This is a genomic window from Methylomarinum vadi (assembly GCF_000733935.1).
In the GTDB taxonomy this organism is placed as follows: Bacteria; Pseudomonadota; Gammaproteobacteria; order Methylococcales; family Methylomonadaceae; genus Methylomarinum; species Methylomarinum vadi.
The window spans coordinates 1,468,563-1,494,694 of sequence record NZ_JPON01000001.1 but is presented as its reverse complement, the minus strand read 5'-3'; the positions used below and the strand labels follow the sequence as shown (position 1 = coordinate 1,494,694).

Below are 26,132 nucleotides of genomic sequence, written 5' to 3'. Positions count from 1 at the left end.
ATGCGCTTGTTAAACCATGGATTATTCGCCCTCGTTTTGTGCCTGTTTCCGCTATTGGCTAAGGCGATTACCGAGACCGACGTAGCTAGTAAAACTTGGCCCATCAATCACTTCATGGTCAAGAATGAACCTATTTTATTGGATTATGTCAGCAATGCCTATCGCATCAGTTTTCCCGTTTCCGAGCGGGTGAGTCCCGCTTCGCTGGAACTCGACCTGTTATTGCATAATTCCAACAGGTTGAAGAGCGAGCGTTCGCAGCTGACGATTTTTCTCAATGATTACCCGGTCGGTCAGGTCGGCCTTGATGCAAAGCAACCTCAACGCCGAATCAATCTGCACATTGCCGGGGAATATCTGGTTAACGGTTATAATAGTTTGACCTTCAGCGTCGCCCAGCACTATACCGCTACCCAATGCGAGGACTGGTCGGCGCCCGAACTGTGGACTCGTATCGATAGCGTCAGATCGACATTAACGCTGAATTATCGGAACAAGAACGTCGACACCAGCCTGGCGTTCATGAACGAACTGATCAATGATCGTCTCGGTGATTATTCGATCAGTATGTTACGAGCCGAGGATCAGGTTTCCGACGATTATTTATACTGGGGGGGGCTGGTTGCGCAGGGCGTTAAGCTGCGCCTTGACTATGTGCCGATGACATTGGAGGAACAGTCCGTTCGTCCTTTTCGCTGGCCCGAAGACCAGGCTAAAGACAAGCGTTTTAATATCGATCCCTCGCTGTTACGGCATGATGCCGTGCTGCTCGGTACCAAGGCGCAATTGCGGGAAATAATCGCGCCGGAGGTATTGGCGGCGATCAAGGGCGCTTATATCGGATTGTTTCGGCAGGACAGCGATAAACAGCATTTTATTCTGGTGATCTCGGGCGGGACAGGCGACCAAGTCGGTTTGGCGGCCAAGGCTTTTGCCTTGTTGCGTTCCCCCTTTCCCGATGCGGCTTCGACTATTATTTACGAGCAAGATTTACCCTCGGGCGACGGGATCTTGCCGATCAAAACAGTGCTTCCTGAACAAACCTACGCTTTTTCGCGTTTCGGATACCGTAGCAGGGTGCTCGATTCCGAGTATTCGACGGCGAGATTGCAGTTCGATTTGCCGGCCGATTTATACAGCACCGAAGAGGCAATGGTGGTTTTGCATTTGAATTTGGCTTATGGCGCCGCGATGCGTCGTGATTCGGTGATCAATCTTTCCTTGAACGGATTGTTCAACCATTCGATCTGGTTGAAGGAAGCCGATGGCGCGCATTATCGCGATTATCAAGTCGCCATTCCGCTGCGCGATTTCAAAGCGGGACTCAATACGTTGACTTTTGCTGCGGTATTGACGCCGTCCGAATATGGCGAGTGCACCTATATTCAGCGCAAAAACCTGAAAGTCACGCTATATGAAGATTCCTCTATCGAATTTCCGCCGGCCGGGCGGGCCGCTACCCTGCCGGATTTGGCCTTGCTGAGTTCAACCGGCTATCCATTCGTGAAAGGCGGCAGCGCCGGCCAGACAGTCGTGCAATTAATGAATTCGTCATCCGATACGATTCGTTCGGGTTGGCTTTTTCTGGCGAAGTTGGCGGCGCTGGCGCATGCGCCTCTATTCGATTTCAAGATCACCGTAGCCAAAGATTTACCTGACAGAAAGTATCGTATTGCCATAGGTTCGAGCAATGTCGATGCCGATGTTTTGAAAAATGCTCCGGTGCGCTTGGGACAATCGAGCCGATTTCCTTATCCTTACCGGGAAAGGCAAATCAAAGCGGATCAAGCTGCCTGGACAAGGCTATTGGCGGTAATATCCGGAGATGACCTGCTGCCGCAAATCACCGCCGGCTCCCCTGAAAATGCTCTCGTCACGCAAAGCGCTGGATTGGGCAATCAATTTCTGTTGATGTCCTATCCAAGCGCCGATATTGAAGAGGGCTTGGTGCTAACTATTCTTGGCAAAACCGGGAATGCGCTATATCCAGGTATGCATACCTTGCTCTCTCCGGATGTCTGGGGGCAATTGCAGAAAAATGTCTTTATCTGGAATCAACGCAAACAAGTTTATTCACAATGGGAAGGCGATCGTTTTGTATTGGGGGATAAAGACCTCAATCTGAACATGGTCAAGCATTTTTCCGATCATCCCTGGCGCTGGTTATTGCTGGTCGGTGTGACCCTTTTGATCGCGGCATGGTTGTTATATCGTTTGCTAGTTTTATTCAAGCGTCGGGCGCATCCCGGGGTGGAGGAAGATGCTGAATAAACTCGCGTTGATAGGGCTGATGTCCATCGTCGCGGCCTGTCAGGTTCAGTTGCCGGTATCTGTCGAACAGGATTGGCAAAGTTATAAAGAGCGTTTTGTCCAGGCCGACGGTCGGGTGGTCGATACCGGCAATGCCGGTATTTCCCATTCCGAAGGGCAGGGTTTCGGTATGTTGCTGGCGGTTTCAAATGACGATCGACGCATTTTCGATATTATCTGGCGTTGGACCCGACAACATTTACAGCTGCGCAAGGACGAACTTTTCATCTGGCGTCGGCGTCCCGATACAGCGCTGGAGGATGAAGACATGAATAACGCCAGCGACGGCGATATCATTATCGCCTGGGCGTTGTTGCAAGCGTCGCAAAAATGGCGGAATGCCGATTACCGGTTGGAAGCCGACAAAATCATGCAAGCTATCAAGCAACAACTGGTCATCGAATGGAATGGGCGGCCGTTGCTGTTACCCGGAGCCTATGGTTTTCAGCATGGACAGTCGGTTGAAATCAACCTTTCCTATTGGATCTACCCCGCTTTTAACGCTTTCAACCAAGTTGATAAGGACCCGGTATGGATGAAATTGACGGAAAACGGGTTGCATTTGCTGAAAACGGCGCGTTTCGGCCCTCATCGATTGCCGGCGGATTGGTTGGCGCTGAATAAGAATCACGAGCCGGAACCGCAGCGTACGGCGCGTTTTGGCTACGATGCCGTCAGAATCCCGCTGTATTTGGTTTGGGGAGGCGCCGACGGTTCGTTGCTGAAGGCGTTTGCCGACTACTGGCAATTTTACGGCAGCTATACGCCGGCCTGGGTCGATCTTACTGTCGCGGTAATGGATGCCCATGGCGCATCCGACGGCGTCAGGGCAATCAAGCAGTTGACCCTGGTCAGCCAAAAACGCCTGGATACGGTGCGCTTTGGTTCGGTCGCAGAGCAGGATTATTACGCGGCCACCTTGTTGTTGTTGAGTAAAATATGCTATCGGCAAATATTCGGTTGATTGCCGCCTTGCTACTGGCTTTGTTTTTGTCGTCGCTCGCTGTTTCGGTAGCAGCGGAGATCGATGGCAACAGGGCGCATCCGGATGAACGGATATTATGGCAGCTGTATCATGCAGGAAAAATAGAAGAGCTCAAACGCCAGATCGATAACCTGCAACAAAGTTATCCCCAGTGGCGACCTCCTTTAGTTTTACTGAAATCGTTGGCTGAACGGGGTAAGGTCCCCGGACAGGCTCGACCCAAAACGATAAAGCGCGTTGCATACTGCGATGCGGCGGCCAGACAATGGCATTGGGCGCAAATCGAGGTGGAGCGAAATCAGGTCGGCAAGGCTGTCGCCCGTTATCGAACATTGATTCGTCGGTGCCAACCGTCCTTGGCCAGGCAAACTCTGGAGCAGGCGCGATCTGTCCTGGCCAGCGAGGATTTTGTCGCGTTGGGCGAATGGGCAAAGACGTTTTTGACCGCCGAGTTCGTCGACAGGCAGATCTATGCGGCCTTGAAAGCGGCCTATCTCGGCGAACCGGCAGCTAACCGACCAGAACCCGGCAAGTTTTTACGGGTGGGGATAGAACAAAACCGCGACTGGCAAACGGCGACCGTGGTTGCCTGGCGATATTTTAATCGGCAAGAATATGCTCAGGCGTTAAGGTGGTTTCAATTGACCGAGTCCTGGAACGAGCAAGACGACGAAGCGCGGTTCGGGCAATTGCTGAGCCTGGAAAAACTTAAGTATTTTTCGCAATTGCTCGAATATTACGAAGGCATTCGGCGGCCTTCTCCTCGGAGCATGGCTGTTGCGGCAAGAGTCTACAAGAAGCGGGCATGGCAGAATTATGACGCGAGGCGTTGGCAGGAGGCGGCTGAAAACATAGAGCGGGCCAGGGCCATTGTCGGCGACGATGAAGAGGTTTTGACATTGATCGGCTGGGTCGACCTGAAAAGGCAACATTTGCCGCAGGCGGCCAGCGTATTCGAACGGCTTTATCAACAATATGCCAAGAAGGAGTACGCGCAAGCTTATATTCTCGCTCAGTCCCAATTGGATAGAGCCGTTTTGAGCAATAAGGCTGTGGATTACGATGGCATTCTGGCGGAAGAGTACCGACATTTCCATGCCCGGGAATTGTATCGACGCAAACAGTTTCAATCCGCTTATCTATTGGCTCCCGAGGAGTTTCCGGCATTGGCCAACATCGATACACCCTATCTGGATCTGGAAGGGGGGGCGCAACATCGTTCCGGAGAAAACGGCCGCAGTCACCTGGACACCTATCGCCTACCGTCGTTGACGGCATCTTATACCGTTGCCGGCAATCATCAGTTTTCTCTCGCTTTGACCCGGATTGCCTTGTATTCTGGGGGGCTAAGTCATTGCGGCTCCGAAATCGCTGGTTTTCCCGATAGTCGCTTTGCCCATCAATGCCGGCAATTGGCGGCCGATCACTCCCTGCCGGAACAGCGTCTGGATAATGCTTTGGAAGTCGAATTGTCTTATCGCAAGGACGGCTGGTTCAGTCCCTACGCCAGCTTGGGTAGCACGCCGATCGGTGGGGCGATCGATCCGGCGGTGACGTTTCGCCTGGGTTTCATGCAGCAAACCGGATACGGAAACTGGGGATTGGAAGCTTTTTCCCAGCCGGTCAGACAGTCGATGTTGTCTTATGTCGGGACCGACGACCCTTATCAGGGTAAGCTAGCGCCGATGTTTAACGAAAATGGTTTCGATGCTTGGGGCAGGGTGTTGAAAACCGGCATGCGAGCTTCCCAGTTCATCCGTTTCGCGGAGCATTGGAATGTCTCCGGCAGTGCCGAATACGCCTGGCTCCACGGCGAAAATGTCGCGGACAATCACGCCATTTCTGTTGCCATGAATGTCGGCCGGGAGCTGAACGTCGATGGCTTCGATTACTTTACCGTCGGCCCTTCGTTCAATTATCAGCATTTCGACAAAAACTTCGGCCATTACACCTTTGGTCACGGCGGCTATTTCAGTCCCGAGCAGTACGCCAATATCGGTGCTGGAATCAATTTCCTGACCGATGAAGGACGGGATTTTATCATCAAGGGGCGATTTACCGCCGGGCTACAAGTCATCAAGCAACAGGGGGCGCCTTGGTTTCCTCGCGGTAACACCGGCCTGGGCCATTACTCTGGCGACCATAGCAGCGGCGAAGCCTTGGATTTCGAAGTGAAAGGCGTCTGGTTGTTGACCTCCCATCTGCAACTGGGAGCAGGCGCCGCATTCCGCAAAACCAACGGTTATCAAGATTACACCGGTGGTCTCTTCATCCGTTACACGCTCGAACAACGCAAAGCCGTGTTCAGCAGGGATATTCCCCGAAGTTTGTTTGCCTCCTATTTTTGAGGATGGCATTGCATTGGCAAAGTTTTGTAACCCAAGACAGCCATTGATTTTCAATTCGTATAAAATAGCGATCGAACCAAACACCGATACCCGAACTATGGAAACCGACTTTTTTCTTTACGATACCGAACGCTTGCAGACGGTAGCCTCGGAGGAGTTGATCAAACAAGGCCTGGCTTATTTTACCGACAATCGTGTGTTCGACCTGGACATGAATGGTGACACCTTGACGGCCCAAGTAGAGGACGCCGAGGATGACCAACCTTATTGGTTGGAATTGGCGCAGGCCGATGACGGCGGCCTGCTTGTCCATTGTGATTGCCATGACGGGACCAAACCTTGCCGGCATGCCGTGGCCGTATTGTATGCCTATGCCGATCAATTCGGTTTCGACGGCGATGAAGCCAAGCTAGGTAGCGCGGTCGACGAGGCAATCCAGGAACGCGTCAAAAAAGGGCGCAACGAGGTCAGGGTCAAACTACTCAGCGGCAATCTCGGTTTCGGCACCTGGCAGGCAACATCGATCGTCTCGGCCACACATTGGCAGCGCTCGTATCAAGTGCAAATCCGTTCCTTGGATCAGCGCATGAACTATTGTAATTGCCCGGATCTGGCCAGTAACCGCTTAGGAACCTGCAAGCATATCGAGGCAGTGCTGCATTACGCCAAGAAACAGCCGGGTTACAAAGTTCAAAAGGAAGCAGGTTGCCCCGTGTCGTTCGTATATTTGGCCTGGGAATCGGCCACCCGTCCTGCGCTGCGTCTGCACCGTAAAGCGGAGGTAAGTGACGAGCTGGATAGCCTGCTGGCTGAATTTTTCAATCAGGATAACGTGTTTAGAGGGCGGGTGCCGGATGATTTTTACCGCTTTTCCGAGCGGGTTTACGGACGGGAAGATTTTCAAGTGGGCGACGACGCCCAGCAGTATGTCCGCCAATGCGCGGAGGACGCGGCGCAGGCCTTGCGTGGAGAAAAAATCAGCCGCGAAATCATGCGCGCTCAAGGCTTGTTGCCGGGGATCAAGGCCCGGCTGTTTCCGTATCAAAGCGAAGGGGTGGCGTTTTTGGCCTCGCGCGGCCGCGCCCTGCTGGCTGATGATATGGGACTGGGGAAAACGCTACAGGCGATTGCGGCGTCTTCGTGGTTGATCGAAAACGAAGGGGTGCGGCGCGTGCTGGTGCTTTGTCCGGCCTCGCTCAAGCACCAATGGGCGCGGGAAATCGCGAAATTTACGAACCATCCGCTACAGATCATCCAAGGCGGAGCATCAAACCGGGCAGTGCAGTACCGCGCCGATGCTTTGTTCTTCATCGTTAATTATGAATTGGTTTTGCGCGACCTGTCCGTCATCAGCGAAGATTTGAAACCGGATTTGATGATTCTCGACGAGGCCCAGCGCATCAAGAACTGGCGTACCAAATTGGCTTCCACCGTGAAATTGATTTCGACTCGTTATGTCTTCGTGTTGAGCGGAACGCCGTTGGAAAACCGTCTGGAGGATTTGTATAGTCTGTTGCAGGTGGTTGACGCCCGGGTGCTGGGGCCCCTGTGGCGCTGCCTGCTGGATTTTCATATCACCGACGAACGCGGCAAGGTGATCGGTTACCGCAATCTGTCGGAATTGCGTCGCCGCATTGCTCCGGTGGTATTGCGGCGCAACCGGACTTTGGTCAGAGACCAGTTGCCCGAGCGCACCGAAGTCAGCCTGGATATTCCGATGACAGCCGCACAATTGGAACTGCACGATGCGGCCTTGTCCACGGCTGGACGCTTGGCGACGATCGCCACACGTAGGCCTCTGACGCCGAGCGAACAAAACCGTTTGATGGCCGCTCTGCAACAGGCGCGTATGGCCTGTAATGCAGCCGGCCTGGTGGACAAGGAAACCCAAGGGGCGCCGAAACTGGATGAACTAGCGCGCTTGTTGGAGGAATTGTGTTTGCAAAGCGATCGTAAGGCGGTGGTGTTTTCACAATGGGCCTTGATGACGGAGATGGTCGAATCCTTGGTGCGGGGTATGGGGCTTGGTTGCGTGCGCCTGCATGGCGGCATTCCGACGCATAAACGCGGCGAGTTGATGGAACGTTTCCAAAACGACGCAGCCGTGCAGGTCTTCATTTCCACCGACGCCGGCGGCACCGGTCTGAATCTGCAGTCGGCCACCGTTCTGATCAATCTGGACATGCCGTGGAACCCGGCGATATTGGATCAACGTATTGCTCGGGTTCATCGCCTTGGGCAACATAGCAATGTCCAGATCTTTTTGTTGTTGGCCGAAGAATCCTACGAACAACGGGTCGCCAGTCTGGTTAAAGGAAAGCGCGATTTGTTCGAAAATGTCATCGATCCCGAGGCCAGCGAGGATGTGGTCGGCATTTCTAAAAAAATGCTGGAATCGTTGATAGATGATTTGGCCCAGCCATCGGTTAAAGAGGCCAGGGAAAGCGTTCCTTCCGAGCAAACCCATCCCGAAAAACCCGTGTCGCAGAACAGGGAAAGCGCTGTCGGCCAAGCGGCGGATGACGAGGGGGACTTGCGGCGGACAATCGAGCAAATCCAGGCATTATTTCCCGGTCGTGTCGAACGAATTGTAGGTTCGGGAGGCGGTCTGCTGGTGGTCGTTGAGCGATTGGGCGACGCCGATGAACAACAGGCGCAGGAGTTATCGCGTGACAATGTGCCGGTCGCGGCGATCGATACCCGCGCCTGGCGCAGTTTGCAACGCCTGGGTAATGCCTCGCCGCTGGCCGAGTCGCAGACCTTGTTTGCTTCTGAACATGGCGAAGGCAAGGGGGAAAATCCGTTGCTGCAGATGGCGCAGCGGAAGTTACACTCGGCCGAAGTTCTGTTGCAGCAACAATGCACGGATGGGGTTATGGATTTATTGGCGGCCGCTTTGTTGCAGAAATTGGCGGGGTTGAATGGGCAAAGCCAGGCTCCTACGCCGGAGTCGGCAGCGGTCTGGTTATACTGCGAAATCGTGCCGACCGGTTTGTTGACTCTCGAGCAGGCCGGCTCCGTGGTCGGCGTCGTTTCCCTAAGCCGCAGCCCGGAATTGTCCGATCACCTGGTCGAACAGTCGTTTAACGAGACGAAGAGGTTGTTTGCAGCGTTGGCGTGACCGCTGCGCTGCCTACTGTGGCGCGACTTCTTCTTCAAAAAGCTCGGCAATCAGTTCGATTTGTTCCTGGTAGTGAGGTATCGAAGGTATTTCCCAGTATTTGCCGGTGACCCTGGACAGTAACTGATTCAACCAAGGCTTGTTCGCCTGGGCATGGCGAATGATCAGGCGATGCGTATCTTGCTCAGTGACGATGGCGAATCCGTCGATTGCGACGTCAATGGGTTCGGCCTCGCCATTGAGCGTCAATTGTACATAGGCGGTACGGGATTCGAGATCGAACATGAATTCCGATAATTCGGCAATGCCCTTGAGGATGAAATTGGCCACCCAAATGACGATGATGTTTGGCGTCAGCTTGATGGCGATTTTTAATAGACTGGATTTGATGCTCATAAGCGGAACCGATGTGTCGATAAAGTCGGAATCGTCATTCTAACCGTTCTTCGTGTCGCTAGATACGCACGAATGAAAATTTTTATTCGTTGCCTAAGGCGCCTTTTTCGACCGTTTAAGCCAAAGCATTCACAAAGTCAACAGCGCAGGGCGACAGTCAGCAGGTCGAGTATGTCGAAGACTCTCGTGACATAGATGTCCTTGATGGCGTATCGGGTTTTGCGGTTACCTCTCATCTCATCGGCCAAGGCGTCGATGAATTTGTACAAACGTTTTTGATGCATTCCCAATGACGCTTGTAAGGGATCGGTGATGATACCGGAGAAGGTCGTGATCAGTCCCAGGCCGGCCATGATCGTGCCGGTGGCGGCGATAACCAGGCCGGTCGACGCGGCGACCGGAAACAAGCCGTAGTACCAGGCACCCAGAGTCGGGCCCAGCCAGAATTTGGCGATGGCGATTTTTTGCGCGATAGCCGCGGCGGTGGCGCTGCCGCTGGACCAGGCGCCGGGCATGGATTGGTGAAAAGCGATGTAACCGGAAGACAGGGTGATGAGGTTGCCGGCTATTTCGGCCGCGGCGGAACGGCTACTGGCGTATTCCTGCAGATTTCTTTCCAGTTTGAGGCGAAAACCGGGCTCGCTGGATTTTTGCTTGATTTCGGTCAGGCAGCCAGCTATGAGGCTGGCCAGTTGACTGTCTTGCAGGATAGCTTCTAGCAAGGCGTCTTTGCTCGATGTCCTGGAGTTTTGTTGATAAGGCAGTTCCAGCAGTTCGGTATAGATGAGCCAGTTGATTTCTTTCTGTACATCGGTTTGAAAGCCTTTGGGAAGGCCATTGAGGCGTAGTGCCATCGCGTCGGCGCCGGCTTTGTGCAGAAGCCAGGACGAGGCCTTGATCATGGCCAATGGCGCCAACCACAGAATATTCAGCGGCGTTCGGTATAAATCCTTGCCCAAAGCTTTGCGATGCAGCCTGAGGGCCCCGCGAAAGGAGAAATATTCCGCGACGAAGGCCGGTACTTTCGACTTCCGGGCCCGGATGTAATGCTCGATGCCGGCATTGACTGCATTTAGGATTACACGCCGTTGGTCCTCGGAAAGGGATGGGTGACTATTGCTGCTTCCTTGCCGCTGATTGACCGGAGTTTTCATGCAAGCAGATGGTGGAATTCGGCTGAGATCAAGGGTCAAAACATTTTCAAATACTCGCTTTCGGCGATGATGTCGCGGTTGTCCTCGACCCGGTCGAGATAGACCATGCCTTTCAGATGGTCGTATTCATGTTGGAAAACGCGGGCGACAAAGTCGTTAAGCAATAGCGTGTTGGCTTGGCCGGCTTCATTCTGATAAGTCGCTCGCACCGCCCGATAACGAGGCACTTGCGCCCGGATACCCGGTATGCTCAGGCACCCTTCCCAGTCCTTGATTCGCTGCGGGTCGGCGACTTCATAAACGGGATTGATCATGACCACCGGCTCCATCTGCGGCGCCTTGGGGTAGCGGGCGTTGGGTCGGGAGGCGACGATCACGATGCGGACGGATTCGCCGATCTGGGGAGCGGCTATGCCGACGCCATTGGAAGCGGCCAGGGTTGTTTGCATGTCGGCAATGATTTGTTGCAGAGACAGGGTATTGAAATCGCTAACCGTTTCGGACGGCCTGCGCAACAGCGGATCGCCTAACTGAACGATGTTTCTTTCTTTGCCTGTGATTTTGCTCATTGTTGCTCCAATACATCGACCCCTTCGGGTATCGTAAATTGGAAAATATCTTTGGCCAAGCGGGGATTGATCTGAATGTTGCTGAAATAAATCCGGGTCAGTTGGCCGAAGTTGTCGCTTAATTCCATGCCGGCCAATTTGCCTTCGCTCAATCCGATCAGAATGTATTTGAAACCGCTTTCTTCGTTTTTGGGTGATAATTTAACCCAGTCCAGGTCTTCGTCCCGCCCTTGCTGGCTGAGGATGAAATTTTCCTCGAGTTTGACTTCGCCGCTCAACAACAAGGCCGGTGTCGCGCCCAACGAGTCGTCGACCGATTTGATCGTGACTTGTTCCAGGTCGGCATCGTAAAACCAGACCTTGCCGTCATGGGAAATGATTTCCTGTACGTACGGTTGTTTATATTGCCAGCGAAAATTGCCAGGGCGGCTTAAATAGAAAATACCGCGACTGATTTGCGCGGGATTGCCGTATTGATCGAAGCTGACTTGTTTGAAGTCGGCGGTTAGCGACTGGGTTTGTTCCAGAAACGATTTCAATTGCTGTTCGGCTGTCGGCTCGGCCAGGGAGTTGCCCAGGCCGAGCAACAGCAAGAAAATAATCGCGATGGTTTTACTAATCATGGTTAGAAATTATCCTGTAAAAAATTATTAAACCAGCTTTTCGCCTTGTCTACGGCGGTTTCGACGCAAGGCGACCATTGCGTTGGCGCGGAACCGCGTATGAAAGGATAGTGCCGCGCCCCCTCGCAATGTTCGTTGGCAAGCAGACCGTTTGTCGGGTCGATCCATTGCATTTCGATGTTATCCGGTGGAATCAGATCGACCGGTTGTCTGGCGATTTGTTTCATCAGCTCGTTCCAGACCTGCAGGGCACCGCTGGAACCTGTCAATCCCGAAGGTTTGTTATCGTCGCGGCCTATCCAAACCACGGACAGATAATCACCGCTAAAACCGGCGAACCAGCTGTCCCTCAATTTATTGGTGGTGCCGGTTTTTCCCGCCAACCCCAATTCCTTGGGCAAATACAGATAGGCCGAACGACCGGTACCCTCGGTCATGACTTCCTGCAGGATGGTGTTGGTGATATAGGTCGCTGCGGGGTCGACGGTCTGCCGGACCGTGTAAGGATAACTTTGCAGCCTTTCGCCATCGGCCGCGACCACTTCGCGAATGGAACGTAGCGGCGTGGCGAAACCGTCGCCGGCCAATGTCTGGTACATCTGCGTTATTTCCAACGGCGTCAAGGGCGAAGCGCCGAGCAAGAACGACGGAAACAAGTCGACTTCGCGGCTGACGCCCAGGTCGCGCAAGGTTTTCGCGGTTCTGGCTATGCCGATATCCATGCCGATTCGGACCGTCGCCAGGTTGTAGGAATGACTCAGGGCGGTATGCAGCTCGACGTCGCCATGCTCCACATTATCGTAGTTTTTAGGATTCCAGTCCTTGCCTTTCGGTCCCTTGATCTCGATATCTCTATCGCTGATTGTGCTGGTTATCGTGTATTTGTCGGGATATTGCAGCGCGGTCAGGTAGACGACAGGTTTGATCAGGGAACCGATCGGCCGGACTGCGTCCAGGGCCCGATTGAACCCCGCCGAAGAAGCGTGGCGGCTGCCGGCCAAGGCCACGATTTCGCCGCTTTCACGGCGGGTGACGATGGCGGCGGTTTCCAGTTTGTCGGTCCTGGGCCGGCGTTCCAGCTGGGTGAGTTTGTGTTGAATAGTCCGCTGCAAGCTATCCTGTACCGAACTATCCAGCGTCGTAAAAATTCTCAAGCCTTCCGAGGTCAAGTCTTCTTCGCGATATTCCTGGCGTAATTGCCTCTTTACCAGGTCCATGAAGGCCGGATAGCGGTTGGCCGAGCGATGCGCCCGGGCAATGATCGCCAGTGGCTTTTGCTTGGCCGAGAGTAATTGTTTTTTGGTGATATAGCCCAACCGGTGCATTTCGTCCAACACCAGGCTGCGGCGTTTCTTGGCGCGTTCGGGATAACGACGAGGATCATAATAGGAGGGTCCTCGTACCAGTGCGACCAGTGTGGCGATTTGATCGAGCGGCAGATTTTTCAGCGGTCTGCCAAAATAAAATTCACTGGCCAAGCCAAAGCCGTGAACGGCGCTGGCGCCATCCTGGCCCAGGTAGATTTCATTGAGATAAGCCTCCAGGATTTCGTCTTTGTCGAAACGATACTCCAAGATCAAGGCCATCAGTGCTTCGTTGATTTTGCGCCACAGACTGCGCTCCGAGGTCAGGTAGAAGTTCTTCACTAATTGTTGGGTGATCGTGCTGCCGCCTTGCACAACGCCGCCGGCTTTCAGATTGGCCCACATTGCTCTGGCGATGGCCTTGAACGATACGCCAAAGTGTCGGTAAAAATCGCGGTCTTCCGTCGCCAGCAAGCCCTTAATCAGATAATCGGGTGTTTCTTCCAGTTTGATCAGTATTCGGTCTTCCTTGCGGGTCGGATAAAAACTGCCAATTTGCACCGGGTCCATCCGATGTATAGCAATCTCGGCGGAATTGGCCAAATTAATGATCCTATCGATCACGCCGCCGCGGAAACTGACTTTCAGCGATTTGCTTTCCTGTCGCGTGTCCCAAAAAGTGAAACTTTTGGTTTTCAGATAGACACTGTTGTTTTTTAGGTAATACGTGCCCTGGGAGGAAAGGTGGTAATCGCGTCGGTAATTGAGTTGCTCGAGCAGGTGCTCGAATTGCTTGGCATTCAATTCATGGCCGGCATAAAGCTCGACCGGATTGGCATAGACCCGTGCCGGAATCGACCAGCGTTTGCCGGCGAATTGTTTGCGGACGGTATAATCGAGATAACCGAGATAAGACAAAAAAACAAACATGAAAATGCCAAGGCAATAAAGCAAGGTCTTTTTGAACCATGACATTGTGCGTTTTTGCGATGTGTTTTTTTTGCTGGATTTGCTTTTTCTTTTGGTTTTTCTCGCCATTAAATTTAGGTTGGAAAGGTTGAAAATCGGTAAGAATAATTGAATACGAATTTGCTACTAGGAGCCAAGAATGTCCATTATCCAATATTTGCCGCTGAATCGCGACTGAATGGCTGGAATATCGATGATGTGTCTGGAGGGGGAATACGGACGGCGTGACTTGGCGGCCACAAGGTCAGGCAATGTCAGGGAAGGCCGAATTTTTTATGAGCGGAATGGGTTTGGTCAAGATCGAAGAGTCAAAATGACAGGCCGGAATCTACGGCTGTGGGCTGATTGATTAAATTCATGATGGAAATGCTCCTGCTTTTCAATAGCTGGGTTTCCGGTCTCCCGAAGATATAACCTTGGCCGAAATCGATGCCGTACTCTTTTAATTTCTTGATGGTTTTTGGCGATTCGACAAATTCGGCGATGGTTTTCTTGCCCAGGCGGGTGGCGATTTCCGCCATCGACTTCACCAAGACTTGGTCGGTTTCGTCGTCGATCAGGTTCTGGATGAACTGACCGTCGATTTTGACGTAGTCGACCGGAAAACTTTTCAAGTAATTGAATGAACAAAAACCGGCGCCAAAATCATCCAGCGCAAAGCGACATCCCAATGCCCGAATTTTATCGATCATATCGCGGGCTTTTTCGAAGTTTTCGACCGCCGCCGTTTCCGTGATTTCGAAGGTCAGTCGGCTGGCGTCGACCCAGGTCAGCTCCAGTTTGTCTCTGATGGTAGGCAATAGCGCTGTTTCCTGGAATGCCGAACTGGACAAGTTGATGGCTAGCGAAATATGGGACATTTCGGCCGGCAGGCTGGCCAGGAAGTCAATGGCCGTTTCGACGACCCAAAGATCGATGTTGTGTATCAATCCCATGCGCTCGGCTACCGGGATGAACTGATGCGGAGAAATGACCGTATTGTCCTCGCCTTTCATTCGGATCAGCGCTTCGTAATGGGAGATTTCGCCGCTATTCAATTCCACTACCGGCTGGTAGACCAGAAACAATTCTTTTTCCAGCAAAGCCTTTTTGATTAACGGCACCCAAAAAATGTCATGTCTTCTTTCCTTAACGGCAATGTCGTTATCGTTGAACAGCCATAGCATGTTGCGGCCGTTTGCTTTCGCCGTATTGCATGCCTGGCGGGCGCGTAAGACCAGCTCACTGGGATGGTAAATATGACTGGAAGTATTGAGCGTGGATATGCCGATCGAAATGGAAATACTGTAACAGACTTCCCCGGTAAAGAACCGGAATTCTTCAACCGCTTTTTTGATTTTTTGGGCTTCGGTGATGGCTTGGGTTTCGGTTTTGTTTTCTAGAAACAAACAAAATTCGTCGGAGCCGATACGGGCGAACAGGCTGTTAGCGGAAATAAATTTTCTGACCAGGACAACCAGTTCCACCAGTAAGCGGTCGCCGACCTCGAACCCCTCCAATTCATTGATCATGCTGAAACGGTCGATATCGATAAATAATAGGGCGCCCTCTTGCCTCAGATCCTTACCGCGATTCAGAATCAGTCTGAGCTGTCTTTCAAAATTGTTGCGGTTGTAAAGGCCGGTCAATTCGTCATGCACGACCAGGTATTTTAGTTTGGAGTCGACGACTTTGCGTTCCGCCAGCTCGTTGATCAGGCGTTCTTCTTGTTTATGCCTAAGAAAACGCTCGTGCTTCATGCCCAATTGAAACTCGACCGCCATGAGTAGCTCTTTGAAACTAAAATCATGTTGCATGGCGTAAACCAGACAGCGTGATTGCGATTCACATAGCTCTTTATCGCAAAAAGTCGTTTGTACGGAGTTTTTCTTGCTTAAAACCACGAAAGGGATGATCGAGCCATCGGTGGTGCAGGAAAGACTTCGACACATTTCCCGAATTTGGCATTGTGGTAAATCTTCGTTGATGATGACCAGTCCGACCTGTTCCGGACGGTTATAGTAAGGGCGAAGAACTTCGTAAATCTTACTGCCATCCTCAGCCAGGCGGATATTTTCATAGCCTGCCTCTTGTAAGGCTTTTGTTATATTTCGCGCTGATTCTTCTTCATGTTCGGCAACAATAATTATCCTGTCTTTCAACGAATTGTTATTAACCATAATAGCGACCAAGCATTTTCAAAGAGCTATTTTTCTTAGATTCCTTGAAAAACAGCAAAAGGTTAGTACCGCCAAACTTTGTAGAGCGTGAACTCCAACCAGCCGATTTCATCATCGGAAAGAAAATGAATGGACCCAAACTTGTAATTATTGTTTTTGAGTCTAGTGTTTAGTTACCGCATATTTTATATTTCCAACCGACTGGACCAAAGTATAGGCTTATTTTTCGAAATTGAAAACTTAAGACTTTATGTTAACTTCTTCACCAAGTGATTTAACAATTAACGATTTGTTGAAGGGCGACTTGCAGTTGACTTCTCCGCCTGCGATATATTTCGAACTGAAAAAAATCGTGGAGGACCCGAGTAAATCGATGGCCGATGCCGCTTTCGTCATAGAAAAGGATGCCGCCGTTGCATTGAAATTGATGAAAATCGTCAACAGCGCCTACTACGGTTTTCCTTCCCGGATTGCTTCGGTCGAAAGAGCTGTCACCATCATTGGAACGGCGGAATTGCAAAACTTGGTACTGGGCGCCGTAATTATCGAACGTTTTTCCAATTTACCTGGAAATATCATGACGATGCATGATTTTTGGGCAAAAAGCCTGAAATGCGCGTTGATTTCTCGAGAACTGGATGCCTATTTAGGCGGACAGTATCGCGATTCCGTTTTTCTGTGCGGTTTATTCCATGATATCGGGCAATTGGTGTTTTTTCGTCGTATTCCCGAATTGGCGAGGGAAGTGGAATTGATCAGACAATCGCGCCAGAATTTGGAGTTCGATGACGAGATTCTGATCGAAGAGGATATCATTGGTTTCAATCATTTCCAGGCGGGCGCTGTCTTATGCCGCTTATGGAATCTACCCGAGGTCATCGTCGAAAGTATCCGCCTGCACAATTACCCGGATAACACCGACCAGAACTATATGATTGCGGCCATCGCCCGTCTGGCCAATTATCACTGCAAGCTGGAATTTAATCACGATGGCGTCATCGCCAACAGCCTGGGAATCTCGGCTCCTGAAATGGCGGTGATTCTGGAAAAGGCTTTCGATCAATTCGCGGATTTATTCAACCTGTTTTATTCTCCTCGTACTTGCTGATTTCAGTCAGATAATTTGGTTTTCTTGTTTTACTTTCGATAACAATCACTTACTCCATAAATATGCAAAACAGATATTCAGCGATAGTATTTATCTTGGTCATTTTGTCCGGTTGTTCCACCGTTTATTACAACACTCTGGAAAAGATCGGTATTCCTAAACGCGATGTCATGGTGCATCGGGTTGAAAAGGCGCGCGATACTCAAGAGGAAACCAAGGAGCAATTCAAATCCGCGTTGGCACAATTTACCGCCGTCACCAATTTCAGTGGCGGCAATCTGGAGGAAGTTTATAACAAACTGAATGACGAATATTTGGCGAGCGTGGACAAGGCCGAAGAAGTCAAAAAGCGCATCAGCGATATCGAGGATGTATCGGTAGCGTTGTTCGAGGAATGGGAAGAAGAACTCGAGCAGTACAGTAGTCCATCTTTAAGAAGAAGCAGTCAACAAAAGCTCAATGACACCCGTCAGCATTATCAGCAGCTCATCACCGCCATGAAGCGAGCCGAAGCTAAAATTGAGCCGGTGCTTTCGGTATTCAAGGATCAGGTGCTGTATTTGAAACATAATCTGAACGCTCAGGCGATTGCCTCGTTGAAAGGCGAATTGGATTCGGTCGAATCGGATGTCTCGGCGTTGATTTTGGCCATGGAAAAATCTATCGATGAAGCGAACGCTTTCATCAGGACCATGGAAAAATAACAGTATGCGGTTCGATCGTGTCAACTACCGCAATTCACTGTTTTTTCATTTGAGGTATTATTAAAATATCGGGCCGGTAATCTGAACTGTAGCTAAAACCCGCGAGTTTGAGAACTTTGCGGGTTTTTTTGTGGCTAAAGATTTTGTTTTCCATGTCGAAAAAGTCAGTAATGAACTACAATTTTTATGAAAGAACATTTTTATGATATTCGGGGTTGTTCTAAACAACTCAGATCATTTTGGTTGAGGTGAAAAACGTGGCGAGTATTTTAGCGGTTGATGATTCAGCATCGATGAGACAAATGGTTTCTTTTACCTTGAAGGGAGCCGGCTATACCGTCGTCGAGGCGGTCGATGGAGTCGATGCATTAAATAAGGCGAAATCCCAGAAATTCGATTGCGTCGTGACCGACGTTAACATGCCGAACAAAGACGGCATTACCCTGATCAAGGACCTCCGTGCCTTGTCCGATTACAAATTCACGCCATTGTTAATGTTGACGACGGAATCGAGCATGGATAAAAAACAGCAGGGCAAGGCCGCTGGCGCGACCGGTTGGATCGTCAAACCCTTTAATCCCGATCAATTGCTAAAAACCATTAAAAAAGTTATCGGTTAGCCGTTATATTGGTTTTGCTTGCTTTTCATCTAAACGGGTAGCTCTATGTCTATCGATATGGCTCAGTTTCATCAGGTCTTCTTCGAGGAAAGCTTCGAGGGCCTGGATGCGATGGAATCGGGATTGTTGAATCTGAATATGGGAGACGTGGATGCCGACGAGATTAACACCATCTTCAGAGCCGCCCATTCGATCAAAGGGGGTAGCGGAACTTTCGGTTTTACCGACGTTTCGGATTTTACCCATGTCATGGAGACCTTGTTGGATGAGATGCGCGATGGCCGGCGCCAGGTGACTCAGTCCGCAGTCGATCTGTTACTGCGTTCGGTCGATTGCCTGCGGGAAATGCTTAATGCCATTCAGGAAGGGAGGGAGATCGATGAAAAAAGCGTGGCCGAGCATCAACAAGCGCTGGAGCATGAACTCGAAAATGGTGCCAATGCAGCGTCTGCCGATACTGTGTCCGATGGCAACGAGGGCGATGCCGAGCCGTTGCCGGCAAATCCTGTATCTTCCGTCGCAGGCTGGGTTATCGCCTTCAGCCCTCATGCCAATTTGCTCCAGACCGGCAACGAACCGCTGAGAATGTTTCGCGAATTGGCTGAATTGGGAGAAATGGCCGTTGCCGTCGATTTACAGGGCCTTCCCAATTTTCATGAGTTAGACCCGGAGGAATGTCATTTGTCTTGGAAACTGAACGTTTCCGGCGATATACCCAGGCATGAAATCGACGATATTTTCGCTTGGGTGGAGGACGATTGCGATTTATCCATTCAACCGCTGTTGGCGGTTCCGAATGACAAGTCGGTTTCGCGTCATGAAGTGGAAAAACAGCGTGAACAAAAAGCGCCAGACAAATCTGAGCAACAGCCTAAAAATGACGCGGCGGAACAAAAAAACGCTGACGCGAACATAACCGCGACGCCGGTTTCCGATCCAACCAAGCAAAAAGCCGCTAAACCGACAGCGAAGGGTTCCAGTTCCATACGAGTCGATACCGGCAAAATCGATACCTTGATCAACATGGTGGGAGAACTGGTGATTACCCAGTCCATGCTCAGCCTGATCGGCGAGCATTTTGAAATGGGCAAATTGGATCAGTTGAAAAACGGCTTGTCGCAATTGGAACGTCATACGCGTGAATTGCAAGAAAGCGTGATGAATATTCGTATGTTGCCGATCAGTTTCGTGTTTAGCCGCTTTCCGCGCTTGGTTCATGACTTGAGCGGTAAATTGGGTAAAAAAATCGAGTTGAAATTGATCGGTGAACACACCGAAGTCGATAAAACGGTGGTCGAGTTACTCAGCGACCCGCTGGTGCACCTGGTCAGAAATAGCCTGGATCATGGCATCGAGATGCCGGAGGAAAGAATGGCCGCCGGTAAACCGGAAAGCGGCACGGTCATTCTGGAAGCTTATCACCGGGGCGGCAACATCGTTATCGAAGTGGTCGATGACGGCAGGGGGCTGGACAAGGAAAAGCTACGCGCTAAGGCGATTGAAAAAGGGTTGATCGAGCCGGATGTCGTTCTGACCGATAAGCAAACCTATGAATTGATTTTCATGCCCGGTTTCTCCACGGCGGAAAAACTGACCGATGTGTCCGGGCGGGGCGTCGGCATGGATGTGGTGAGGAAAAACATTCAAGCTTTGGGCGGTAACATCGAAATCATTTCCGAACTGGGCAAGGGCTCGACGATATCCATTCACCTGCCGTTGACCTTGGCCATCTTGGACGGACAGTCGATTGCCGTCGGCGACGAGCGTTTCATCGTGCCGCTGGGATCGATCATCGAATCGATCAATATCAACGAAGAAATGGTCAACAGGGTCGCCGGTAAGGGCGAAACCTTCCGTTTGCGTGGCGAATATCTGCCTATCGTACGCATGCATGAAATCTTCAATGTCAGGTCGGCCAGAGCCACCAAGCTGACCGACGGTTTGCTGGTCGTGGTCGAAGGGCAGGGCGTCAAGTGCGGTTTGTTTGTCGATGATCTTTTGGGGCAGCAACAGGTGGTGATTAAATCGCTCGAGGCCAATTATCGTCGAGTCGAGGGAGTATCCGGGGCGACCATTCTGGGAGATGGCTCGGTCGCGTTGATTCTCGATATTCCGGGGTTAGTGCGATTATCCAATCAATAACTCAGGTTTGGTATATGACGGAAGAATTAGTGACTAATGAGAACGAAACGGCTGAAGAAATCGAAAAGCCGGCGAACCTGCTGCAGTTTCTCAGTTTTACCCTGGGTAAGGAGGAATACGCCGTCGATATTCTGCGGGTACAGGAAATCCGCAGTTGGGAGCCGGTATCCCGCATCCCTAATGTGCCGGCATATGAAAAAGGGGTGGTCAATCTGCGCGGCGCGATCGTGCCGATCATCGATCTGAGAGAACGTTTCGGCCTTAGCCATGTCGACTACAGTCCGTTGACCGTGGTGGTGGTGTTGCAAGCCCATATAACGGGAAGAACCCGGGTGATGGGGGTCGTAGTCGACGCCGTTTCCGATGTGGTCGATATCGACAAGAAAGGCATTCAGAGCTCGCCTAATTTTGGGGCCAAAGTCAGCACCGAATTTATCAACGGCCTGGCCTCCGTGAACGGGAGAATGGTCATGCTGTTGGACGTGGATAAATTACTGACGCTGGAAGACATGGAAAAGGAAAATGAAAGTAACGAAATCTGATGCAGAAAGCTGGGTCGAAGAGGAGAATCTAATATGAAAATCAATCACCCCGTAACGGATCATGAAGTCCTGATGAAACAGGGGACGATCCTGGTTACCCGGACCAACCTGAAAGGAATCATTACCTACGCCAACGATGCATTTGTCGAGATTAGCGGTTTCACCCGCAATGAACTGGTCGGATCCAATCATAACATCGTCCGCCATCCGGATATGCCGCCGGCCGCTTTCGAGGATATGTGGGCGTGTCTGAAAGCCGGTCGGCCGTGGACAGCACCGGTCAAGAACCGAACCAAGTCGGGGGATTATTATTGGGTCGAGGCCAATGTCACGCCGGTCTACAAAAACGGCAAAGTACATGAATATCTGTCGGTACGCTATGCGCCATCGCGCGAGCAGATCATGCAGGCGGAAGCCTTTTATAATCAGCTGAATGCCAACAAAGCCGAAATGCGGCCTAAGGGAATGGCCGCATTGAGCAAAAATATCCGTGAAATGTCTCTTTGGAAAAAGGCGACGTTGGCGCTCGCCGCGTTTCTGGTGCCTAATGCCTTTTTGCTGTTCCGCCTTTACCAGGAGCAAAATTGGGGGCTTTTGGTCGTGATGGTGGCGTTAACCGGTGCGGCCGTTTTCATCGTTGCCGCATTGGTGAAAAAAATCGTGAACACATTGGACGAGGCATCAACGATCTGTTTCCGGTTGGCGGATGAGCGTTTTCGCAATCTGATCGATTTGGACCGGAACGACCAAATCGGTGATTTTTTACGCGCTCTGTATGGCATGCAGGTGAAACTAAATTCCGATCTGGCCCATTCCAGTCAAGTTGCCGCCGAAGCCTTGCGTATCAAGCAGGCACTGGATAATGTTGAATCCTGTGTCATGGTGGCGAACACCGATCTGGACATTATCTACATGAACAATACCGTGCAGCAAATGTTCAAAAATGCCGAAGCCGATATTCGCCAGCAGTTACCGAATTTCAATGCGGATCGGCTGATGGGGGCCAACATCGATCAGTTCCATAAAAATCCGGCCCATCAACGCGATTTATTGGGGCGTTTGGATAGCACCTTCTCGTCGAACCTGATAATCGGCAGCCGGCATATGGATATCGTTGCCAATCCGGTGAAAAACGAGCAGGGCGATCGAATCGGTATCGTTGTCGAGTGGGTCGATCGCACGCACGAGGTGAAAATCGAGAAGGAAATCGATCAAATCGTGCAGGCCGTGAAAGCCGGTGAATTGGACAGCCGCATCGACATGGCCGATAAAGAAGGTTTTTTTGCTAAACTCAGCGAGGGGATCAACGAATTGTCCGATATCATCGAAAGGGTGTTCGGTGACGTTGGCAGTACCATGCAGAGCATGGCCAACGGTGATCTGACTAACCGCATCACCAATGATTATCAAGGAACCTATCTGGCTTGTAAGAACGATATCAATGCCACCATCGACAAACTGGCCGATATTTTTGGCCAGATCAACGATTCGGCCGGATTCATCAACAACTCGTCGCAAGAAATTGCCAGTGGCAACAATAATCTCTCGCAACGGGCCGAACAGCAGGCTTCGAGTCTGGAAGAAACCGCTTCCAGCATGGAGGAGTTGACCAGCACCGTTAAAAACAATGCCGATAATGCCCAGCAAGCCAACAAACTGGCCAATAATGCCCGGGAATTGGCGGAACGGGGCGGTTCCGTGGTCGCTTCCGCCGTATCGGCGATGCAAGAAATCAATCAGAGCAGCAATAAAATTGCCGATATTATCGGCGTGATCGATGAGATTGCCTTTCAGACCAATCTGCTTGCCCTGAACGCCTCGGTGGAAGCGGCCAGGGCCGGCGAACATGGGCGCGGTTTCTCGGTGGTCGCAACCGAGGTTCGGAATCTGGCGCAACGTAGCGCCACGGCGGCGCGGGAAAGCAAGGAGCTGATCCAGAACAGCGTGCAAAAAGTCAGGGCCGGTACGGAATATGTCAATGAAACCGGCGGAGCACTGAATGAAATTGTCGCCGGTGTGAAAAAAGTCGGTGATATTATCGCTGAAATCGCGGCCGCCAGCGCCGAACAATCGGCCGGTATCGGCCAGGTCAATCAGGCGGTGGCGCAAATGGATGAAATTACCCAGCAAAACGCGGCGCTGGCCGAACAAGCCTCGGCCGCCAGTATGTCGATGAGCGAACAGTCCCGCAACATGGTGGAACTGCTCTCGTTCTTTAAAGTGAACAAAATCGTTAAACCGGCCGAAAAAGGGCAAAACGTGGCTGCACCAAGGCAGGAGGATGCGATCGTGGCGTCGCTGCAAAAGACCGGAAGCGGATCGCAGACACAGCGGCCATCAAGCAATACCTTTACTTCCACACTAGATGACGACGAATGGGAGGAATTTTAGTGGGCGAAATTAACGGTCAAAGGAAGCGAGGTTATGAGAAATAATGACACCGTAAGTAATAAGGATAACGAGCAATACCTGACCTTCGAGATTGCCGACGAAGCCTATGGCATCGAAATTCTCAAAGTTCAGGAAATAAGAGGATGGGAGCCGGTTCGTCAGATTCCCAATACGCCGGACTATATCAAGGGAGCTTTAAATCTTCGCGGCGCGATTGTGCCGATTATCGATCTGCGGCAACGTTTCGGCATGGAAAAAGTCGGGTATACGCCGATGACCGTCGTGATCGTACTGTGCGTGCAAAATAAGGGGCAGACGTCGGTGATGGGGATTGTGGCCGACGCGGTCTCGGACGTGCTCGATATTAAACTGGCCGATATCAAGCGGACGCCAAATTTGGGAGCCAACATCGATACCCGCTACATGCGTGGCATGTATGTCGCGAAGGAGAGGATGGTTTTGTTGTTGGATGCGGATAGATTACTGGATCCGGATGAGTTTACCGAACTCAAAGGCTTATTATGAGCGACAGGGTGGTGGCGGTTCTCAATCAGAAAGGCGGGGTCGGCAAGACGACAACATCGGTCAATTTAACCCATGCCTTGGCCAGAATGGGGCATAAGGTCACCGTCATCGACCTTGATCCGCAAGGTCATTTGGCGGTTTCCTTGGGCATGGTTGCGGCCAAGCGACCGGGCATCGATGAAGTGATGCTTGGCACGGCCGAAATCGAACGACAGGCCGTGGAGGTCAGAGAGAATCTGATGCTGGTAACGGCCGGGCCGCGCTTGCAGGAAATTGAACAGTTGTCTGAAGGTGGCGCGCGCCGGGGCGACCTGTTGCGTCAGGCATTACATGAAAATTTGCCGGACCAGGACTTCGTCTTTATCGATTGTCCTCCCTCTTCGGGCGTTTTGGTGGCTAATGCCTTGTTTGCCGCCGATGAAATATTGATCCCGATGACCGGCGATTTTTTGTCGTTGCAAGGGCTGGCGCATTTGATCGGCACGATCAAGCGTTTCGAGAAAGCACTACGCAAGAAATATAAAATGGCGCTGGTGGTCAGTCGGTTCGCGACGACGCGAAGATTATCCAAGGAGGTACTGAATACCTTGCTCAAGCATTTTCCCGGGCAAATACTGGCCACGGTGATCCGGGAAACGGCCTTGCTGGCGGAATGTCCCAGTGCCGGCAAAACGATACACGAATACCGGCCGGGCAGTCGTTCGGCCAGGGATTTCAGGAGTTTGGCGAAAGATTTCTTGGAATATAGGGTGATGTGATGGCGGAAAAACAAGACCCAGGCTTGATCGGCTATGATCCGCTGGCCTGGATCGACGATGAAGACGACAGCGAAGACGATGCCGAAAAGCTTGCAGATACTGCCATGCCGGATTCGGCGCCGGCAGCGCAAACTAAAGCGCGGGAAACCGAACCTGTCGCGATTGCGTCTTCCGAAGACCAAGCGATTGTCTTGGAACCGGTATTGACCATTCAGCACGTGGGGGAACTGTATCAAAAACTGCAAGCTGTACTGGAGAGTCAAGATAAAATAGAACTCGATGCCTCTGAGGTTACGTCTATCGATACCGCCGTGTTGCAATTGCTGATCGCGTTAAAGAAAACGGCCGTTGGTAGCGGAAAAGACGTGACGATCGATTTTCCGTCCGAAAAATTCATTGAAGCGGCCGATTTGTTGGGGGTGTCGGAAATGCTGGAAGTGGAGCAGGCGGCGGCCGGATTTTTCTGACACGACTGGCCTTTTCAATAGCGGTTCTAAACGGCATTTATATTGCCTGGCATAACAACGGATATTGAATTTTGCCGCTAACGGCACAGAGTAACAGTGAACGAAAAAAGTCGAGAATTTACCTATACCTGGGACGATTTTAATGTACTCAGAAAAATATCCAACGAGCATTCCGGCATCTTGGTTCCGGATGATAAGTTCGATATGTTTTATTCGCGCCTGTCCAAACGTATCCGTTTGCTGGGTTTGAACGATTTCAAACACTATTGCCTGTTTCTACAGAATAACCCCGATTTGGAATTCACCGAATTCATCAATGCGATTACCACCAACCTGACGTCTTTTTTTCGTGAAAATCATCATTTCGAATTTTTGCGGAAAAAACTGATTCCGGAACTGCTGAAAAAAAATAACGCCACGAAACAGATCAAGGTTTGGTCGGCGGGATGTTCCACCGGGGAGGAACCTTATTCGCTTGCCATGACCCTGGCGGAAACCGTGCCCGGCGATTGGCGAATAAGAATATTGGCGACCGATCTCGATACCAATGTTTTGCAGACTGCCGCTAACGGTGTTTATTTGACAGATGGGGTCTCTGGGGTTTCTCAGCAACGCTTGCAACGCTGGTTCAAAAAAGGTTCCGGCATGAATGCCGATAAGGTGAAGGTCAAGCAGGAGTTGCAGCGGTTGATTGTCTTCAAACAATTGAACTTGATCAGAGAATGGCCGATGAAAGGGTATTTCGATTTTATTTTTTGCCGCAACGTGTTGATTTATTTCGACAAGAAAACCAAACAAACGCTGGCCAACCGCTATGCTCGAATGTTGCCGATAGGCGCGCATTTGTTTATCGGCCATTCCGAGTCGTTACATCAACTCGATACCGGTTTCAAGTTGCTCGGCAATACCGTTTATCAGCGAATTAAATGAGCGGGGG

General features: G+C 51.3%; 20 protein-coding genes. 14 read left to right on the top strand and 6 right to left on the bottom strand.

From position 1 onward, the window contains the following. From EP25_RS0107595 to EP25_RS0107580, 4 genes are read left to right on the top strand one after another with little or no spacing between them, the layout of a single operon-like run. On the top strand, positions 1–2,271 hold the full coding sequence (locus EP25_RS0107595; RefSeq protein ID WP_031433320.1) for a cellulose biosynthesis cyclic di-GMP-binding regulatory protein BcsB: 2,271 nt from the start codon (positions 1–3) through the stop codon (positions 2,269–2,271). Beyond that, positions 2,261–3,274 (top strand): glycosyl hydrolase family 8, encoded by a 1,014-nt coding sequence (locus EP25_RS0107590; RefSeq protein ID WP_031433319.1) that lies wholly within the window; start codon positions 2,261–2,263, stop codon positions 3,272–3,274. Before EP25_RS0107595 ends, EP25_RS0107590 begins: the two co-directional genes overlap by 11 nt. Continuing rightward, on the top strand, positions 3,250–5,643 hold the full coding sequence (locus EP25_RS0107585; protein WP_031433318.1) for a cellulose synthase subunit BcsC-related outer membrane protein: 2,394 nt from the start codon (positions 3,250–3,252) through the stop codon (positions 5,641–5,643). The genes EP25_RS0107590 and EP25_RS0107585 overlap by 25 nt, the downstream gene beginning before the upstream one ends. Before the next feature lie 13 nt (positions 5,644–5,656). Continuing rightward, positions 5,657–8,764: a DEAD/DEAH box helicase gene (locus EP25_RS0107580; protein ID WP_235185859.1), complete on the top strand. Its 3,108-nt coding sequence runs from the start codon at positions 5,657–5,659 to the stop codon at positions 8,762–8,764. 12 nt (positions 8,765–8,776) lie between these two features. Here EP25_RS0107580 and EP25_RS0107575 read toward each other — a convergent pair whose 3' ends face one another. From EP25_RS0107575 to EP25_RS0107550, 6 genes are all read right to left on the bottom strand, one after another. Then, complete coding sequence (locus EP25_RS0107575) at positions 8,777–9,160, bottom strand: hypothetical protein (protein WP_031433316.1); 384 nt, start codon at positions 9,158–9,160, stop codon at positions 8,777–8,779. A 137-nt stretch (positions 9,161–9,297) separates the two neighbouring features. Then, complete coding sequence (locus tag EP25_RS0107570; protein WP_051906478.1) at positions 9,298–10,314, bottom strand: DUF6635 family protein; 1,017 nt, start codon at positions 10,312–10,314, stop codon at positions 9,298–9,300. Between the two features lie 35 nt (positions 10,315–10,349). Further along, positions 10,350–10,883, bottom strand: coding sequence for a peptide deformylase (gene def, locus EP25_RS0107565; protein ID WP_031433314.1), 534 nt, complete (start codon positions 10,881–10,883; stop codon positions 10,350–10,352). Beyond that, positions 10,880–11,506 (bottom strand): outer membrane lipoprotein chaperone LolA, encoded by a 627-nt coding sequence (lolA, locus tag EP25_RS0107560; RefSeq protein WP_031433313.1) that lies wholly within the window; start codon positions 11,504–11,506, stop codon positions 10,880–10,882. Before lolA ends, def begins: the two co-directional genes overlap by 4 nt. A 2-nt stretch (positions 11,507–11,508) precedes the next feature. Next, positions 11,509–13,785: a penicillin-binding protein 1B gene (gene mrcB, locus EP25_RS0107555; protein ID WP_051906992.1), complete on the bottom strand. Its 2,277-nt coding sequence runs from the start codon at positions 13,783–13,785 to the stop codon at positions 11,509–11,511. 302 nt (positions 13,786–14,087) lie between these two features. Next, a complete protein-coding gene (locus tag EP25_RS0107550; protein WP_031433311.1) occupies positions 14,088–15,938 on the bottom strand; it encodes an EAL domain-containing protein in 1,851 nt (616 codons plus the stop codon). A 289-nt stretch (positions 15,939–16,227) separates the two neighbouring features. Here EP25_RS0107550 and EP25_RS0107545 point away from each other — a divergent pair, with 289 nt between their 5' ends. The 10 genes from EP25_RS0107545 to EP25_RS0107495 all read left to right on the top strand — a co-directional run bounded on the left by EP25_RS0107545 (position 16,228) and on the right by EP25_RS0107495 (position 26,125). Further along, positions 16,228–17,046 carry an HDOD domain-containing protein gene (locus tag EP25_RS0107545; protein WP_235185858.1) on the top strand — a complete coding sequence of 273 codons (819 nt, stop codon included), beginning with the start codon at positions 16,228–16,230 and terminating at the stop codon, positions 17,044–17,046. Between the two features lie 62 nt (positions 17,047–17,108). Continuing rightward, the gene (locus EP25_RS0107540; RefSeq protein WP_031433309.1) at positions 17,109–17,750 is read left to right on the top strand and encodes a DUF2959 domain-containing protein; all 642 of its coding nucleotides are present in this window, start codon (positions 17,109–17,111) and stop codon (positions 17,748–17,750) included. 257 nt (positions 17,751–18,007) lie between these two features. Then, positions 18,008–18,370 carry a response regulator gene (locus EP25_RS0107530; RefSeq protein WP_031433308.1) on the top strand — a complete coding sequence of 121 codons (363 nt, stop codon included), beginning with the start codon at positions 18,008–18,010 and terminating at the stop codon, positions 18,368–18,370. 45 nt (positions 18,371–18,415) lie between these two features. Next, complete coding sequence (locus EP25_RS0107525) at positions 18,416–20,512, top strand: chemotaxis protein CheA (protein WP_031433307.1); 2,097 nt, start codon at positions 18,416–18,418, stop codon at positions 20,510–20,512. 14 nt (positions 20,513–20,526) lie between these two features. After that, entirely contained in the window at positions 20,527–21,054 is a 528-nt protein-coding gene (locus tag EP25_RS0107520) for a chemotaxis protein CheW (protein WP_031433306.1), read from the top strand. A gap of 33 nt (positions 21,055–21,087) precedes the next feature. Then, the gene (locus EP25_RS0107515) at positions 21,088–23,445 is read left to right on the top strand and encodes a methyl-accepting chemotaxis protein (protein ID WP_031433305.1); all 2,358 of its coding nucleotides are present in this window, start codon (positions 21,088–21,090) and stop codon (positions 23,443–23,445) included. Positions 23,446–23,478: 33 nt separating this feature from the next. Beyond that, a complete protein-coding gene (locus EP25_RS0107510) occupies positions 23,479–23,970 on the top strand; it encodes a chemotaxis protein CheW (RefSeq protein ID WP_031433304.1) in 492 nt (163 codons plus the stop codon). Then, positions 23,967–24,728: a ParA family protein gene (locus EP25_RS0107505; protein WP_031433303.1), complete on the top strand. Its 762-nt coding sequence runs from the start codon at positions 23,967–23,969 to the stop codon at positions 24,726–24,728. The genes EP25_RS0107510 and EP25_RS0107505 overlap by 4 nt, the downstream gene beginning before the upstream one ends. Then, entirely contained in the window at positions 24,728–25,195 is a 468-nt protein-coding gene (locus tag EP25_RS21850; RefSeq protein WP_036300340.1) for an STAS domain-containing protein, read from the top strand. The genes EP25_RS0107505 and EP25_RS21850 overlap by 1 nt, the downstream gene beginning before the upstream one ends. A gap of 96 nt (positions 25,196–25,291) precedes the next feature. Then, a complete protein-coding gene (locus EP25_RS0107495) occupies positions 25,292–26,125 on the top strand; it encodes a CheR family methyltransferase (RefSeq protein ID WP_031433301.1) in 834 nt (277 codons plus the stop codon). Positions 26,126–26,132 lie beyond the last annotated feature (7 nt).